This is a genomic window from Membranihabitans maritimus, from assembly GCF_021729145.1.
GTDB lineage: Bacteria > Bacteroidota > Bacteroidia > Chitinophagales > Saprospiraceae > Membranihabitans > Membranihabitans maritimus.
In genome coordinates this window covers 8,477-24,810 of sequence record NZ_JAJSLW010000016.1, presented here as the reverse complement: position 1 = coordinate 24,810, position 16,334 = coordinate 8,477, and the positions used below count along the sequence as shown (strand labels likewise).

11 protein-coding genes are annotated in these 16,334 nt (G+C 41.1%); 3 read left to right on the top strand and 8 right to left on the bottom strand.

What is annotated here, in order from left to right:
• Nucleotides 1–1,794: 1,794 nt before the first annotated feature.
• Both LVD47_RS17290 and LVD47_RS17285 read left to right on the top strand, forming a co-directional pair.
• Nucleotides 1,795–5,028, top strand: coding sequence for a UvrD-helicase domain-containing protein (locus LVD47_RS17290; protein ID WP_236979176.1), 3,234 nt, complete (start codon nt 1,795–1,797; stop codon nt 5,026–5,028).
• A gap of 16 nt (nt 5,029–5,044) precedes the next feature.
• Nucleotides 5,045–7,765 carry a PD-(D/E)XK nuclease family protein gene (locus tag LVD47_RS17285; protein WP_236979174.1) on the top strand — a complete coding sequence of 907 codons (2,721 nt, stop codon included), beginning with the start codon at nt 5,045–5,047 and terminating at the stop codon, nt 7,763–7,765.
• Nucleotides 7,766–7,874: 109 nt separating this feature from the next.
• Here the strand turns inward: LVD47_RS17285 and LVD47_RS17280 are convergent, their stop codons facing one another.
• The 8 genes from LVD47_RS17280 to LVD47_RS17245 all read right to left on the bottom strand — a co-directional run bounded on the left by LVD47_RS17280 (nt 7,875) and on the right by LVD47_RS17245 (nt 14,997).
• On the bottom strand, nt 7,875–8,867 hold the full coding sequence (locus tag LVD47_RS17280; protein WP_236979172.1) for a TlpA disulfide reductase family protein: 993 nt from the start codon (nt 8,865–8,867) through the stop codon (nt 7,875–7,877).
• A gap of 376 nt (nt 8,868–9,243) precedes the next feature.
• Nucleotides 9,244–9,720 carry a MarR family winged helix-turn-helix transcriptional regulator gene (locus tag LVD47_RS17275; protein WP_236979170.1) on the bottom strand — a complete coding sequence of 159 codons (477 nt, stop codon included), beginning with the start codon at nt 9,718–9,720 and terminating at the stop codon, nt 9,244–9,246.
• On the bottom strand, nt 9,713–10,153 hold the full coding sequence (locus LVD47_RS17270; RefSeq protein WP_236979169.1) for an EVE domain-containing protein: 441 nt from the start codon (nt 10,151–10,153) through the stop codon (nt 9,713–9,715). Before LVD47_RS17270 ends, LVD47_RS17275 begins: the two co-directional genes overlap by 8 nt.
• Before the next feature lie 2 nt (nt 10,154–10,155).
• Entirely contained in the window at nt 10,156–10,524 is a 369-nt protein-coding gene (locus tag LVD47_RS17265; protein ID WP_236979168.1) for a VOC family protein, read from the bottom strand.
• A 925-nt stretch (nt 10,525–11,449) separates the two neighbouring features.
• On the bottom strand, nt 11,450–11,977 hold the full coding sequence (locus LVD47_RS17260; RefSeq protein ID WP_236979166.1) for a DinB family protein: 528 nt from the start codon (nt 11,975–11,977) through the stop codon (nt 11,450–11,452).
• 799 nt (nt 11,978–12,776) lie between these two features.
• Entirely contained in the window at nt 12,777–13,598 is an 822-nt protein-coding gene (locus LVD47_RS17255) for an AraC family transcriptional regulator (RefSeq protein WP_236979165.1), read from the bottom strand.
• A gap of 29 nt (nt 13,599–13,627) precedes the next feature.
• Nucleotides 13,628–14,623, bottom strand: coding sequence for an SDR family NAD(P)-dependent oxidoreductase (locus LVD47_RS17250; RefSeq protein ID WP_369427819.1), 996 nt, complete (start codon nt 14,621–14,623; stop codon nt 13,628–13,630).
• A gap of 128 nt (nt 14,624–14,751) precedes the next feature.
• Entirely contained in the window at nt 14,752–14,997 is a 246-nt protein-coding gene (locus LVD47_RS17245) for a hypothetical protein (protein ID WP_236979162.1), read from the bottom strand.
• A gap of 448 nt (nt 14,998–15,445) precedes the next feature.
• On the opposite strand from LVD47_RS17245, the gene LVD47_RS17240 reads away from it, so the two are divergent.
• Nucleotides 15,446–15,958 (top strand): Rpn family recombination-promoting nuclease/putative transposase, encoded by a 513-nt coding sequence (locus LVD47_RS17240; protein ID WP_439652031.1) that lies wholly within the window; start codon nt 15,446–15,448, stop codon nt 15,956–15,958.
• Nucleotides 15,959–16,334: the final 376 nt, after the last annotated feature.

Genomic DNA, 16,334 nt, shown 5'->3' with positions numbered 1-16,334 from the left:
TTACCTATGCTTTGTCCCTGCTGGGACAGATTTCATATGGTCCAATTTTTATCAGGTGCGCCCTCCCTATCCTGTGCACATAAAAAAAACATATATGGGAAATCCAGCCAGGCAGAAAAGGTGGCCAAGGATAGATAAGCGTGCCATCGGTACGCCCTATTGGTAGGAGAATGTCCAACGAGAATAATCCGTGTTCCGTAGGTGCGCCCTGTGGGTAAAAAAACGTCCCCAATCCTGAAGGGATTGAATCTACATAGCCCCGTATGAAATGCGGGGCTATCGTATAAAGTTGTAAACAACCCTGAAGGGGTTGAATATCTTTCCGGAATAAATAGAAAAAGGTCAGCAAAAATAATCCATGTGCCAGAGGTACGCCCTATGGGTAGAAGAATGTCAAACGAGAATAATCCGCGTGCCGTAGGTACGCCCTATGGGTAAAAAGGGGTCAACGAGAATGATCGTGTGCCGTAGGAACACCGTGTGGGTAGAATTAAATTCCATAAAATAATCCGTGTGCCATCGGTACACCCTATGGGTAGAAGAATGTCCAACGAGAATAATCCGTGTTCCGTAGGTGCGCCCTGTAGGTAAAAAAACGTCCCCAATCCTGAAGGGATTGAATCTACATAGCCCCGTATGAAATGCGGGGCTATCGTATAAAGTAGAAAACAACCCTGAAGGGGTTGAATATCTTTCCGGAATAAGTAGAAAAAGGGGCAAAGAGAATGAACGTGTGCCAGAGGAACCATATAAAGGTAGATCTTTTCAATACCCTATCGCAGCATTAGATATGTTGTATTCAAGAATGAAAATCAAAGGATGATTTCCTGAAGATAGGTAGATATAATTTGTATTGAGCAGGCAACGTGAAAAGAGGTTGTAATCATCAGGAGGAAGGACCATGCCCCGGAGCCGAGTGGTGGGGCAGGGGCTTAGACCTTTCGATCATACTATGACCCTTCCAGGGTCAGGGATAGAGCTGATCAATGATTCTAACATATTCAGACCCCACCGGGGTCTTTGGAAATGCGTAAGGAGAAAAAGGGATTGCCATTTTACCCACGCCTTGTCCCTCACGGGACAGATTTCCTATCGTTCAAATTCTCTAAGGTGCGCCCTCCCTATCCTGTGCACATAAAAAAAACATATATGGGAAATCCAGCCAGGCAGAAAAGGTGGCCATGGATAGATATGCGTGCCATCGGTACACCCTATGGGTAGAAGAATGTCCAACGAGAATAATCCGTGTTCCGTAGGTGCGCCCTGTGGGTAAAAAAACGTCCCCAATCCTGAAGGGATTGAATCTACATAGCCCCGTATGAAATGCGGGGCTATCGTATAAAGTTGTAAACAACCCTGAAGGGGTTGAATATCTTTCCGGAATAAGTAGAAAAAGGTCAGCAAAAATAATCCATGTGCCATAGGTACACCCTATGGGTAGAAGAATGTTCCACAAAAATAATCCGCGTGCCGTAGGTGCGCATTGTAGGTAAAAAAACGTCTCTAATCCTGAAGGGATTGAATCTGCATAGCCCCGTATGAAATGCGGGGCTATCGTATAAAGTAGAAAACAACCCTGAAGGGGTTGAATATCTTTCCGGAATAAATAGAAAAAGGGTCAACGAAAATAATCCGTGTGCCAGAGGTACGCGCTATGGGTAGAAATGGATGGATTTCGTGCTGCAGGTGCGATCTTGCAGTCCAATACCATGGCCCTATAGAAAGATTTAAAAATTCAGGATAAATTTAGATATTTACATTAGCAATTTTGATGATATATATTAAATCCCCTTTATGCCGCTAAATATAATTAGAGCTTCTGCAGGATCGGGCAAAACCTATACCCTGACCCGAACCTTTATCGAATATTGCATAAGCGACCAATTCAGAAGGGGGGACAATACCTTGAAATTAAAGGTTAAGAATATCCTGGCAATAACCTTTACCAATAAGGCAACCGCTGAAATGAAAAACCGGATCCTGACGGAATTGTACAGCCTTGCCTATAACACACAAAATAGCAATTACATCGCCTATTTTACAAGTGAATTGAAAATGGATAAGGAGATGGTTCAAAGCCGATGCCAACAGCTTTTGAAGGAGATACTATCCAATTATGATCATTTCAAAATAAGTACGATTGACAGTTTCTTTACCGGCTTGTACAGATCGATTGCCCTGGATTTACTGGATGAAAAAGCGCGGGACATATTCTTGAATACCTCCTATTTAATAAGTAAAGCTTCGGCCAGTTTATTGGATTCATTGAAGATTGATGATCCTTTATTTGATTTGCTCCGTTGGATAATGCAAGATAATATCGGTGAAAGTAAAGGTATTAACCCCAAGGGTGTTATTGAATTACTGGGCCAGGAACTATTCAAGGATAATTATCTGAGTCTGGGAAATCAAATAGCAATGGTGCCCGGTGTGACCGACTTCTATGAAAATCTTATACAAAAGATCCATCAAATCGATACCAAAATTATGGCTTTCCAGGGTGAAATTGCCGGATTATTGGAACAAGTGGATATGACGCCCGGGGAATTTAGCTATGGCCGGTCATCGTTTGCGAACGCTGCTTTGACCAAGGAATCCATTATTGACCTGGAAAAGAGTAAACGGTTTATGAATGACTCTTTGGACCCGGATAAGTGGTTTACCAAAAAGGATACAGTAGGTCCCCAAAAGGTAGGTCCTGTACAAAATGAATTACACCGGGTATTAAATAAATTTGTAGAATTTGTTGAAAGAGATGTCGTTCGCTATAGATCCTTTTTAGCGATAAAGTCCAATTACTCTTCTTTTTTGATTCTCGGGTCGGTCGATTATTATATCAGGAAATATTGTGAAGAAAATAATTTAATTCCACTGTCTGAAATAAATGTAACCCTCGTCCGCAAATTGTCGGCAGCAGATGCCCCCATTATCTTTGAAAAGATGGGACATCGCTTTAAATCCATTATGATTGATGAGTTCCAGGATACATCGAATATACAGTGGCAAAACCTCCTTCCACTGGTGCAAAACAGTCTGTCGGAAGGATATCCGAACCTGGTAGTAGGAGATATCAAACAATCTATATACCGCTTCCGGGATGGGGACTGGACCTTAATGCACAGCGAAATTCCTCGGTTGCAAGAGATGTACAATAACCCGGAAAAGAAGGGTACCTGGGAATATGGGACGACTACCAACCTCGATAAAAATTACCGGAGTTACCGGAATGTAGTGGATCTCAATAATACTTTTTTTGAAAAATCATCCCGGTGGATCAGTACACAACTGGAGAATTTTGCCCGCGATATTGATTTAAGCCCTGAAACCGGGTGGAAGGAGATCGCCGAAGCACCGGCTGAGATCTACAGGGATGGCCATCAGAATGTACCGTCGGATGAGGTGCCCGGTGGGAAAGTACAAATAGAGTATTTGACATTTGAGAATAAAGAAGATCAACAAAACCAGATCCTGGAATGGCTGGATCATACCCTGTTGGAATTGAGTGAACAGGGCTATGGTGGGAGCGAGATCGGTATTTTGTGCCGTGGAAAAAAAGAAGAAAAGGTAATTGGTGAATTCCTCAATGAAAAAGGTGCCGGAAATAGTATGTACAAATTTTCATCATCGAGTTCACTAAAAATTGAGAATTCTTCGGTGGTCCAGGCATTGGTGGCAGCATTAAAAATAAAGTCGGGAATCCATCGGTCCGTAAATATCCAGACTTTTTATTCGCATTTGTTTAAATTGGGTGGAAGGGCCTGGGATAATGAAGCTGCCCCTGAATATTTCCAGCCCGGAGCCGTGCGCGAAGAAGAAGAAATTACCTTTATCCTGGATACTCCTTTGGACCAATTGTATCAGTTTTTTGAAACGATAGCGAATTATATTGGCATCAACGATTATCCCGACGAGCATTCCTACCTTATCTATTTTTTGGAAGAAGTCAAAGCTTTTGAAGGCAAGTTTGGGCAGGATACCCTTGGTTTTATCGAGGAATGGACCATTAATATAAAAGATAAAACCATTCAATCAGGGGAACAACCGGACGCCATCAATTTATTGACAATACACAAATCCAAGGGCCTGGAATTCGATATTGTGTTAATGCCATTTGGTAATTGGGATATTGAAGTTCCTAATGCCACTACGATTCTTTGGTTGGAATCCGACCGGGAAGAAGTACTGGAAAAAGCGGGGCCTATGCCTATCAGATATACCTCGGATCTGGAGGGATCCTATTTCCAGGATGAGTATTTCCGGGAATATTGTATGAATGTGATGGACAATCTCAATATGACATATGTGGCTATGACCCGGGCCAAAAAAGGGTTGTACATCCTGTTGTCAGAGAAAGGAACATCCGGGAAAAAAGGAAAGAAATCAAATAAAAAGCCGATCAAAAACACATTGAGTTTCTTTGCCTCCTCCTTTCCGGATATTTATTCTACTTCCTATAGCCAGGGCTTGTTGCCTGAAAAGGAGGCCTCTTTACCTGGCAGCCATTCCCAAAACGAAGGGTCATTTCTCCTGGATCATTTCCAGCATCGTGATACCGAGCTACCGCTGGCGTTTTTCGGTCACTACAAAAGATTAACATCAGAATCTATAATGCGGGGACGGCTCATTCACGAAATACTTCAATACATCAAGACGGCAGAGGATCTGGAGCACGGGGTCCACAAAGCGGTTATCGAAGGGGTCGTGAATGAGCGGGAAGCCGGCTTCTGGAAAAAGGAAATGTCCGATTTTATCCATTCCCGGGAAGTAGCCCATTTTTATGACAAACGATGGAAAGTATACAATGAAAAAACTGTCATGCTGCCCAACGGCAAGGAATTCAGGCCCGACCGGGTGCAGGAAGATGAATTCAATTTATTGGTGATTGATTACAAAACCGGGCTTCAGAACAAGAAATATGTCAACCAGGTCCGTAATTATATGGAGATTCTGTCCGATATGGTATCGAAGAAAGTTCGGGGGTATATTATTTATATCGAAGACCGCCAGGTAGAGGAAGTTATTTTATGATTAACAGAACGAAGCAATGTCATTTTTAGAAAAAACCGCCACCCATATTTGGAATGTATATAACCGGGACATCGACCAACAATTGTTTTTGTTCCCTACGCGAAGGTCCATGCTATTTTTCAACCGTGAATTGGTCAAAAAAGCGGGGAAACCGATCTGGATCCCTGACGGATATACCCTGGATGAATGGATAGGGACAGCCTCGGGATTATTATCTATGGATGAATTGACCCTTATTGAATTATTGTACCAGTCGGCACTGGAAACAAAATTTACCAGGGGGTCGTTTGAAAATTTTTACCCCCTGGGGAAAGTGATCCTTGATGATTTCGAGGATGTAGATTTTAGTTTGCAGCATCCGGATGATGTTTTTCAGACGGTTTCCCAGGTGCGCAATATTGAAGAAAGGGAAAATGCGGTAGCAGGAATATGGGATACGATCCTTAGTGGGGAAACGTCTGAACTCCAGGAGAAATTTGTATTCAATTGGGACCACCTGTTGGGGGTATATAAAAATTTTAACCGGAAGTTGGAAGAAAGGGAATCGGGATACAGGGGAATGATATATAAAAATTACCTCCGGTCCATCCGGAAGAACTTCCAGTCGAATCATCAGGGAATCCACTGTATAGGTTTTAGCACCCTGACCCCCTGTCAGGAAGCTATTTTTGATATCCTGGTAGCCCATGCGGACACCCATTTTTACTGGAATGAACACCCCATACTTTTTTCGGCATTCATAGAAGGGGGTGAATTTGTCAAAAAAGGTATGGAAAAATACGGTCAGACATTACCTCGTAGCTCAGAACCCGGAAAACCGAAAATTGAAATTATTGAGGCACCATCGGCTGTTGCCCAGGTAAAAGCTTGTGGCCAGATACTGGCAGGTCATTCCCCTTCGGAGTTGTCTGAGCGGATGGCGCTGGTTCTTCCCGATCCGGTCATTATGGAATCGCTAATGAATTCGATCCCAGATGAGGTCAAGGCTGTCAATATATCGATGGGATTTCCCCTGATCCATAGCCCGGCCTATTCCTTTCTGGACTGGTTAATTGCATTGTGGGAAGAAATTGGGGACTCGGGAAATTTTATAAAACACAACCAGATAAATAAGATTCTATCCCATTATTATAGTATACAATATGTCCGGTCAAAAAAGATCACTCTTCCCTCCCAGGATGGTATATATGTGAACCTGGAAGCATTGCGCGCACTTGATCCCTTGTTTGATGAGCTCTTTTCGCCGGAAGAAAAGACCGAATTGTTCTTTCACAAAGTAAAGAGCTTATTTGAACGGATTGTATCCGAAATCGAAGATGCTTTTCAGGCCGAGATTTTGTATTATGCCATCGACCGGTTGACCCGGTTGGAAGACGTGCTCCTGAAATTAGGAACGGATATATCCTTTGGGTTTTTGTCCCGGCTCATTACCGAATACTTCCTGAATGCTTCCGTACCCTTCAGGGGAGAGCCTATGCAGGGATTGCAGATATTGGGACAATTGGAAATGCAGAACCTGTCCTTTACCCGGTTATTTTTGCTCGGGCTCAATGAAGGCGTGTGGCCCGCCGGCCATTACCAGTCTATGATCCCTTACAGTATACGGAAGCATTACCAATTGCCGGGGCAGCGGGAAAACCTGGTCTCCCAATCGTATTATTTCTGGTCTTCGGTCCTGAATGCGGAGAAGGTCACCTTGCTATATAGTAGCGGGGAAGATATTATGGGAGCGAAAGGTGTAAGCCGGTTTATCCAACAGATAAAATACGGCAACCTCGGGATAGATGTTACTGTTCGGTCCATCGGATTTACGGCCGGGTTCCGGGAAAGTAAGGACAAAGTGATCAAAAAAGATGCATATATTCTTTCGAAGCTACGTCATTTTTTGGTCGACAATGGGCTTTCCTCTACTTCCCTGGTGGATTACGTAGAATGCCCGTTTCGTTTTGCGTATAAGCATGTATTGGGGATCAGGGAAGACGATACGGTTGACGAAGAATTATCGGCCCGGGATTTTGGTCTTGTTTTCCATGCGGTTTTGCAGAAATTATACGAGCCGTTTGTGGGGCGGGATTCCATTGATTTTAATGGCCTGAAAAACGTTCCGGAGGATTTGGTAGAACATATTTACCGTGAGCATTTACAATTTTCGGAAAAGAACCGGGCATCGGATAAGGGAATCCATGGATTGCAGATGGCCATTGTAATCGCCAGTGTGAAGAAAGTCATTGAAGCGGATTCCGGTATGCAGGGAATGTCCATCCTGTCTTTGGAAAATAGGTTGGAAACCCACATTCCCATTCCAGAAGTGGGTGCCATCAAGCTCAAGGGGTTTATCGACCGCGTAGATTCCGTAGAAGGTACCGTACGGGTGGTGGATTACAAATCGGGTAAGACCGAACTGGCGACCGTCCATTGGGAAGACCTTTTTGGGGAGAAGGCGAATAAGCACACTATCCAGTTATTGATATATGCGTATTTATTACATAAAAATGAAGGGTATGAATTGATGGAAGCCTGTCACTACGCCCTGAAACAAGAGGGGCTAGTGAAAGCTTTGAATGTAGATAGGAATAATACGGTCATCTCCACCGATGAATTCCAGCGATTTGAAGAAAAGTTGATAATTCTCCTGCAACAAATGCTGAATCCTGCCATTCCTTTTTCCCAGACGGAAAATATAATGAAATGCCAGTATTGTGAATTTAAGAATTTGTGTGAGCGGTATGAGGGATAGGGTAGAAGTGGACCTGGTACAAGTAAGCATTGAGTGGAGAATGCCAGTGGAATTTTCAGAAGCAGCAGGGAGCCAGGCAATTACTTTATGCTAATATAGTTGACGGGTCCTAGTTCAATAGCTCTTCTAATTTTTCATTTAGTTTTTCTCCTCTCAGATTACGTCCGATTATGGTTCCATCTTCAGCTAATAAAAAGTTGTCGGGTATTCCGTTAATTCCATATATTAAGGATGCCTCATTGCTGCTGCCTTTCAAATCACTTACGTGTTCCCAGATTAGGTTGTCTTTTTCAATAGCGCCTATCCAACTTTCTTTATTTTCGTCTAATGATACGGCAAATATTTCAAATCCTTGCGGGCTGAATTCCTGATAGGTTTTTACAAGATTCGGATTTTCCTGTCGGCAAGGTCCACACCAGGATGCCCAGAATTCAAGGAGTATGATATTTCCTGTTAACTCCGATAATTTCTTTACTTCTCCCATTGGGTTTTCGGATTCAAAATCTACAAATTGATCGCCAATTTTTGGTTCTTTGTTAAGCGCAATATATCTTCCGATATGCTGACCGTAATCTGTTCTTTTGTTTTCTAATGAAAATGGTTCATACAGTTCTAGCGTCTTTTCTCTACCCCAGGTAGTTGCGTAAACAGACAAAATATGGGCACTGATTATACTATTTGGGTGCTTTTTTACAAATTCCATTTCTTTTTTAATACGTTCTTGTCTTGGTAGGGAATCGGTATATTGATATAAAGTCTGGCTTAGTGATTCAATTTCAGAACCCGTTATGTTCGCATTTTTAAAGTTTGCATCAACAGCTACAAAATTCATGGGTTTATTCTCTGCCCAAAACGGTCTGTAAGTGGAAAAATCTTTGGTATGAAGCCAAAGCTTTGCAGGTGAGGCCGGTAGCACAGAAGTAAAAGTAAAAGAGTTATTTTCTACTTTTGTTGAATCAAATACTTCATTCTCATAATCGAGATATAGAAAGGTCCCATTTTCAATTCCTATTGTCGTTCCTGTTAAAGAAAAGGCAGCTTCTTTTTTTTCGGTACAGGAAGCAAATATTAACACGATTATTCCAAAAATGATTTTTTTCATCGTTGATTTATTTTACGCTTTTCTAACTCGCTTATATCGGAAGCATAGGCACCTTCCTCCTTTCATTATACTATATAAAACTCCATGCCTTACATGCAAACTTTTCCGTTTATATCGTCTGAACTCCTTTTTTTGAAATATTATTTTACAGTTTTAAATTCAATTCTCGAAGACATTTTATGGCGAAGGTTGTATCTATTCTGTTTCTTTGATTGTACTTAATGTGTAAATTTTGATTTTATTGAGCGTACCTGAAATATTTTAGGATGGGGTAAATAGCGGGATTCCAACAATGATCTTTGGGTTTGTTCCTGTCATTAAATGTACTGAAATCATTTTGAATGAAGCAATTAGCCCCCTAATTTTTTATTCCCTATTAGTCTAAGGGATTGTATTCGTCTTGATTTTTTGATGTCAATTCAATCATATTTTTAATGAATGGATCGAGGTTATTTCCCATGACAGAGAAAAATTCGATATCTGAATTTTCCACTTCTATAAGTGCCTTTTGTAGAATTTTGGCACCTTCTTCTGTGAGATTTATAATTTTCGCCCTCGTATCGGTCGGATGTTCTTGTCTTTTGATAAATTTCTTGTTCTCCAATGTCCTCAAAACCTTGGAAACCATCATTCTGTCCGCATTCCCTTGATTGGCTATATCAACCTGGGTGACCAATTCATTTTCTCTTAAAAGCCAACCTAAAGACGCCAAAAGCACAAATTGTGTATGTGTGAGATTTAATGGGTCTAACGTTTTCTTTTGCTTACGTTGCCACAGTAAATTAAGATGTGCCAACAAATAGCCTGGACTTTCATTTGGGCTTTTAAACTTAAATTCTATTTTTTCAGGCATAGGTGTTTTCCAGCATTTGGGTTGATATTAATTCGAAATCGGATTTGATAATTTCAAAGAAACCAAAACGAAAGGGATATCCCCAATATTTTTTGTTCTTTATACATTCTAAATGGTTAATTAATGGCAAAATGGAGATGTCCTTACTTTCAAAAAAAGTAATGTTCCTTCTGAAAGGACAAAAATCCTTAGTCATTTGGAAAGAATAAATTTCCTCATCTTTCACTTTTCCTATGGCTGTAAATTCCTGGCATTTTTCGGGTTTACCAAAATATTGTTTGCCCGAATAATAAACGACGAAATCCCCCTTTCTCATTCTATGCAAAGGAGATGATTTCCCATGACAGGCTTGAGCGATTCCTTCGGCAATTCCTTTTTTTACATGGTCTTTTGAAGCAACGATTACCCAATATTTTGTTTTTCTGTTTTTCATTTTCAACTATTGATTGGTTCAAAAAATGTGATTTTGTAGCCGTCCGGATCTTTTACGTGCAAAGCTTTGCCAAAAGGTGTTTGCATAACTTCCCCCAAAATATTTACCTCGTTTTGTTGTAGTCGAACTTTCAAGTCCTCCATTTTTTCATGGATGGCAAACCACACCGAAACGCCGTTTCCGAGTTCTTGATCTTCAATATTCCCAATTGGGGTTCTGATCGCAAAGCTCGCTTCTCCTTTATTGAATTGGAATACCGTTGCTTCCGGGTTTTTCATTTCTGAAAGTTCAAACCCCAGTTTTTGAGTGTAAAACGCTGTTGAGGCTTGTAAATCCCTAACTTGAATAGATACGAATTCTAATCTTCTCATTATAAAAATTATTTTGTTGTTGCAAATATAGTATATTCGACAACAAAATAAAATTATTTTTGAATTTAACCGGGATCATCCGGCGCTACAGTAATCTGGTAATCTCAGTAAAGGGTCCGGGGTGATATATATGCTAACGTGATTTCTATGATAGAGAAAATAAGAGCTCTTAAGTGCCTGTCCCGGCATGAAATTGTCGGGAAGCGAAATATAATTAACGCTGGGTGCCAACCCAGTGTGGAAATCAAGGTAAAACGATGATTCTTGTATTGATTTCCACGAAGTCCTCATAGGGATGACTTTGCCAGATGCCTTGGGCATTGCATTTTTCGATAAAATAATGTCATAATCAATTATGCGTCAAGTTCAAGTTAGTTTAATACTGAAATGGAAGTAGAAGTGTATGCCGGGAACACACAAAACCTGGACTTGCAATTAACAAAAACCCCGAAAAGACAGGGAAAATCTCCCGAATGACGGGACAGACTTATCCTCTAATAGACTCAGAAACTATCAAGAGGAAACATCCAGGCAGATTTCTTCATTCTGCCGGGATATATGCAGGTTAGTAGCGCTTTTACGAGGTAGACAGGATGGTTATTCACGTTTTACTCTTTTAATTAAATGCTCTGATAGTATGGCTTTAAACTATAGGGTTTGGTATCATTTTTTATTCTGTTAATGGAAACTAATATTTTTATTCGCTACCCTTTAACAATAAATCCATTTACATTCTCAGATAGGTTTCCATATTGTACATTCACAATAATGACTTGCCCGACTTTCATTTCCATATAGGATGAGTGGTCTCGATACATGTCGAGGGGACTTCTGAATTCAAATTTGTCATCAAGGAGCTTTTCCAGGGGCTATTTATCGCCTGTTTGGTATCAAGTAAAATATGGTTGGATCATGCCCGGGCTTATCATTTGCGTTTGGTAGCTATCATGTTATTGGATGCTATCATATTTTCTAATTGATAAATGTGCCTTTGGGTATGGTAAATATTAAACCATATCCATTCGAATCTTGTGAATTCTCCATACTCCGGAATTGAGAAGTCCGTACAGGTCAAAGATAGATCTTTTGTTTGTATGACCTGTTTGATCTGTTCGATCCTATCTTTCAGGCATTGTATTAAATCATTTTTGACGATTTTCCCGGAAGAAGGCAGTATGGCCGAAGGGGCTTCCATTTGAATGGAAGTATCAGAGAAAAGGATTTTAATCGGTTCCATTTTCTGGTCAATTGGACGTTCTGTTTTTTTTGTTTTTCCTTCTAGTGTTTCAACAAATGCATATGATTTACATAAATGCTCTCCAAATTGTCCCGCTGACCACCCGTTTTTTGGTTGAAAGTTTAATTGCTCTTCGGATAATGAAAGTAATAGCTGTAGTAATGTTGCTGTTGTTTTGTGGAATTCATTCAATGTATTTTGTCTAGAATCTATCATGTATCGGATTTGTCTTAATGCACCACAACATGTTTACTAACGTGCCTTTGTTCCTCATTATTTCAATGTGGGGTGGTAGTGGGAATGATCGTTCTCGAATGGACGGTAGCTCCTAATCGTTCAAAGGTGTCCTTGAAGGTTTTTCTATCTATGGAACTAGCTAAAGTCTTATGCCCCTGATACATTTCTGTTTAGCTTTAGTATGCATGTAAATAATTTCAGAATGTAAATATCCCTCCGTTCAGGAATTTTTCGTCAGGTATATCCCAATAAATGTAGTGAATACAACTACTATGTTACATAAATTATAAAAGTCAACGTGTCAGCCGCTCTGCTTTCCCGCGATTGCTTTGCGGCAAGAGGCAGACACTAAATTATGCTATAAGGCATTCCGTACAGGGAATCCTGCCGGGCAAGCAGCGAAGTCGAGGAAGGTGGCAGCCACCTGATCCATACACTCGGAACCCCTATCCCGAAGCGAGTCCGGGACAGGTTATTCCGGATGGTTATAAATATTATCTCCCGCTTGAAAGGTGCTTCGGGAAACGTTGAAATACGAAGCGCTCGTGAATAAGTGATTTCATGATTTTGATACCTGAAAATCCTTTATATTTCAATGGATGGAAGGAGGGTATGACTAGCACAGATTACATCCCTCATTTGAATTCCTAGCTTCTTATGAAATGGACACATATTATTACCTCCATGCACTAATGTCGCTTAACATGCGATATCTTTCAGAAGCTTTCCCCAAAAAGACAAACATAATGCACGATCTCCGCTATGGGCTTCTACCTGGTTAACGCTTGGTATGCCTGGTAACCAGTTCTGTCGGCGTCAGTCTAAAATGCTTTTTAAAAGCGTACGAAAAATGCGATAAGTTTTCAAATCCTGTTTCCAAATACACTTCAACAGGCCTTTTGTTTTTTTCAGCAAGTTGGTAATATGCTGACTCGAGACGTTTTTGAGTTAGCCAACGTCGTGGTGTGTTGTTGTAAATTCGTTGAAAGTCACGTTTAAACGTTGTCAAACTACGACCGGTCAGGTAAGCAAACTTTTCCAGTGGCATATTAAACATATAATTCTTTTCCATAAAACATGATAATTCAATTTTATGTGGTTCTTCAAAGTTGGCTAAAATGCTGTCAATGTTTTTGTCAATCGTTCTTATAATTGTAATAGCTTCTTGTATTTTTAGTGAAGCAATATTTGCAGGAAATTGGTCCTGTATGTCAAAATAGGGCATGAGTGAAGCAAGGCAGCTTTCCAATAATGGATGTTTACAGAAACTTCGGATCTTTTGGGTTGCGGAAACGGTAGGCTTTACATCCAGGTCAGAATAAAATGCACGTAATTTGTCAATAGTCAGGTGCATTACTACCGATTTGTGCGGTAGTCCGTCTTTTGGATAATTGATGATTGTTGCCAGCTGATTTCTTGGTATGAGGAAAATATCCCCTGCCCGGAACAAATAGTTTTGGTCAGCTTGAATTATTTTTGTTTCGCCCGAAATGAACCACACAAGCATATGGTGGTCAAATACAACTTCTGTTTTAAACAACTTGTCTTCGTAGTGAGAAAGTTTTATGTCGTCTGTTATGTATTTTAGTTGAAAATCCATAGGGTTATGTAATTGTAAATGTACAAATCTCAATTAGGTTGAAAGGATATGCCTGTCATTTTTTCGCTTAATGCCCACAGGCGCTTTGCATTTGTTTCGTCCACCGAATAGGGTTTTACCCCGGTTGAAAAATCTTGTCCTAAATGCAATTCGGCTATGTCGTTGTCTTCACAATACACACCGCCTATGTTGTTTAGTAACGGACTTGTCGCACACCAAATTGTAGTAGATGCACCCTGGGGAATGGTTTTGAGTGAATCGGCTACGGCTGGCAACATTTTTCCATTTTCATCACAAAACCCCATTTGTATAAACAATTCCAACGGTGCTTCTCTTGCCAATTCTGTTCCGCCAATAGACCCTGGATGCAATGAATATACTCTCACGCCAAACTTTTTTGCACGGTTGTCTAATTCAAGTGAAAACAGATTGACGGCCGTTTTTGATTGTCCATACCCTTTTAATGTTTCATATTCACGATTTTCAAAATTCGGGTCATCAAAATTGAGTGGTGCGAATTGATGTCCTTGTGAAGAAACATTTACAATTCTTGCTCCTTTGGCTTTTTTTAATGCAGTCCATAAGTTGGCTGTTAGTTGAAATTGTGCCAAATAGTTGACGGCGAATTGTGATTCGATTCCACGGCTGCATCGGCGTAATGGGACCCACATAATTCCTGCATTGTTGATGAGTAGGTGCAAAGGCCTGTCCGAAGATAAAAACTTTTTCGCAAATGCGTCAATGGAATTATGATTCATCAAATCCATTTCTTCTATTTCTACATTGCTAATTCCTTGTAGGTTTGTTTGGGCTTTTTCAATGTTCCTGGCTGGAACGATCACCCTTGCCCCTGCTGTAGCGAGTGTTTTTACCGTTTCCAATCCTATTCCGGTGCTGCCTCCGGTAACAATGGCGATTTTCCCTGTAAGGTCGACAGTTTTGATTACTTCTGTTGAAGTTGATTTTCCGTTGAAGCCAGAACCTATCGGCTTCTGTAAAGCTCCGTTGTTATTCATTCGTACCATTTTTACATTATTTTGTTGAGACAAATGTATATAGTCTTATGTTGTCAGACTTTGTTCAAACGTCCAACTATGCTTTGTTCAAACATCCATATGTTTGGATAGTAAATGTTGTTATTCCTGCCACGTATTTATTTATACGTGTATCTTTCTCCCTCCTTACCCAGATATAGGGCTATAATGGTGATTAGTGTTCTCGAATGGACGGTAGCTCCTAATCGTTCAAAGGTGTCCATGAAGGTTTCTCCATCTATGGAACGAATTAAAGCCTTATCGACAAAACAGACGGGAGTAGTGATTTTTTCATACCTCTGAATGCATTTCTGTTTTGCTTTAGTATGCATGTAATTAATTTCAGAATGAAAATATCTCTTCATTCGGGCATTTTTCGTCAGGTATATCCCAATAAATGTAGTGAATACAACTACTATGTTACATAAATGATAAAAGTCAACGTGTCAGCCGCTCTGCTTTCCCGCGATTGCTTTGCGGCAAGGGGAAGACACTAAATTATGCTATAAGGCATTCCGTACAGGGAATCCTGCCGGGCAAGTAGCGAATTCGAGGAAGCTGGCAGCCACCTGATCCATACACTCGGAACCCCAATCCCGAAGCGAGTCCGGGACAGGTTATTCCGGATGGTTGTTAACGCTCAACTCTTTTTTAAGGGAGATTCCACAAATATATAAAGTATCAAAAGACGGTATGTGTGGAAGGACCTACATTTCCGAAAGTATAGGATGACAATCCGGACCTGTATTTGATGTTCTCTCATTCCTTCCCGTCTTCCGGAAAATTTATTAGCTTTATTAATATGTCCAAAAAATAATCCGCAATCTCCATGACAAGTTCATGAAAGCCTTCTTGCGTGATATTGAAATGGCACGGGATTATTTTGCTGAATTTCTCCCGAATTCATTTAAGACGATCGTTGATCTTTATGGAATACGACATGCCTGTACGAGCTTTATATCCGGTGTGAAGGAAGGGGAGATCTTTTTGGATGTAATGGGATCGCTAAGCCGGGCATCAGCTTATGTGATGGCTAGGATTGTCCCAAGGGATCACTTTGTGGGTGAGCCCAAATTACCCGGTACGGGGCTGTCCAACCTGGAATGCCTGCCCACCCTCGCCGTGGAAGGCGATGTTCCCTCATCAAGCGTGCATTTAGCACCCTTGGTCTTCACCGATGACTCGGGTAAAGACGATATTCAGGAATCGGTCGCCCTCCGGCCACCGGGAATCTCTCTCCGGTCCTTTGACCGGAAAACTCCGCTTATACCTGCTTTCACCGGTCCGTCGTGGACTCAGCAAACACAGGTCATAAGCAGTTCCTGAATTCCCTTCCAGGGAACGTTGCTCCAACCTTGAAGGTCTCTGATTTGACGCTTTGAAGCATTCTCAGAATTTCATTAGTCTTTACCTTCCTTACATGCAAGACCTTCAAGGTTTTTTGTTTTGAACTGCACATTCCCGTTCTGTCATGGTTTCCACGAAGTGATGCCTTGGGCATTGCAAAACGCAAAAACACACGCCAGAACTTCTAAGTCGTTTCTTACTTACCCCGGGTTCAACACCCGGGGGTACCCATATTCAGCCCCTTCAGGGCTGGTCCATAGGGGTTTCCATTCCCATCTGCAGTTCCTGAATTCCCTTCCAGGGAACGTTGCTCCAACCTTGAAGGTCTCTGATTTGACGCTTTGAAGCATTCTCA

What these genes read in the sequence shown, in the direction of transcription:
- LVD47_RS17290 (WP_236979176.1), top strand. Translation starts at nt 1,795, where the DNA reads ATGCCGCTAAATATAATTAGAGCTTCTGCAGGATCGGGCAAAACCTAT.
- LVD47_RS17285 (WP_236979174.1), top strand. Translation starts at nt 5,045, where the DNA reads ATGTCATTTTTAGAAAAAACCGCCACCCATATTTGGAATGTATATAAC.
- LVD47_RS17280 (WP_236979172.1), bottom strand. Translation starts at nt 8,867, where the DNA reads ATGAAAAAAATCATTTTTGGAATAATCGTGTTAATATTTGCTTCCTGT.
- LVD47_RS17275 (WP_236979170.1), bottom strand. Translation starts at nt 9,720, where the DNA reads ATGCCTGAAAAAATAGAATTTAAGTTTAAAAGCCCAAATGAAAGTCCA.
- LVD47_RS17270 (WP_236979169.1), bottom strand. Translation starts at nt 10,153, where the DNA reads ATGAAAAACAGAAAAACAAAATATTGGGTAATCGTTGCTTCAAAAGAC.
- LVD47_RS17265 (WP_236979168.1), bottom strand. Translation starts at nt 10,524, where the DNA reads ATGAGAAGATTAGAATTCGTATCTATTCAAGTTAGGGATTTACAAGCC.
- LVD47_RS17260 (WP_236979166.1), bottom strand. Translation starts at nt 11,977, where the DNA reads ATGATAGATTCTAGACAAAATACATTGAATGAATTCCACAAAACAACA.
- LVD47_RS17255 (WP_236979165.1), bottom strand. Translation starts at nt 13,598, where the DNA reads ATGGATTTTCAACTAAAATACATAACAGACGACATAAAACTTTCTCAC.
- LVD47_RS17250 (WP_369427819.1), bottom strand. Translation starts at nt 14,623, where the DNA reads ATGGTACGAATGAATAACAACGGAGCTTTACAGAAGCCGATAGGTTCT.
- LVD47_RS17245 (WP_236979162.1), bottom strand. Translation starts at nt 14,997, where the DNA reads ATGAAGAGATATTTTCATTCTGAAATTAATTACATGCATACTAAAGCA.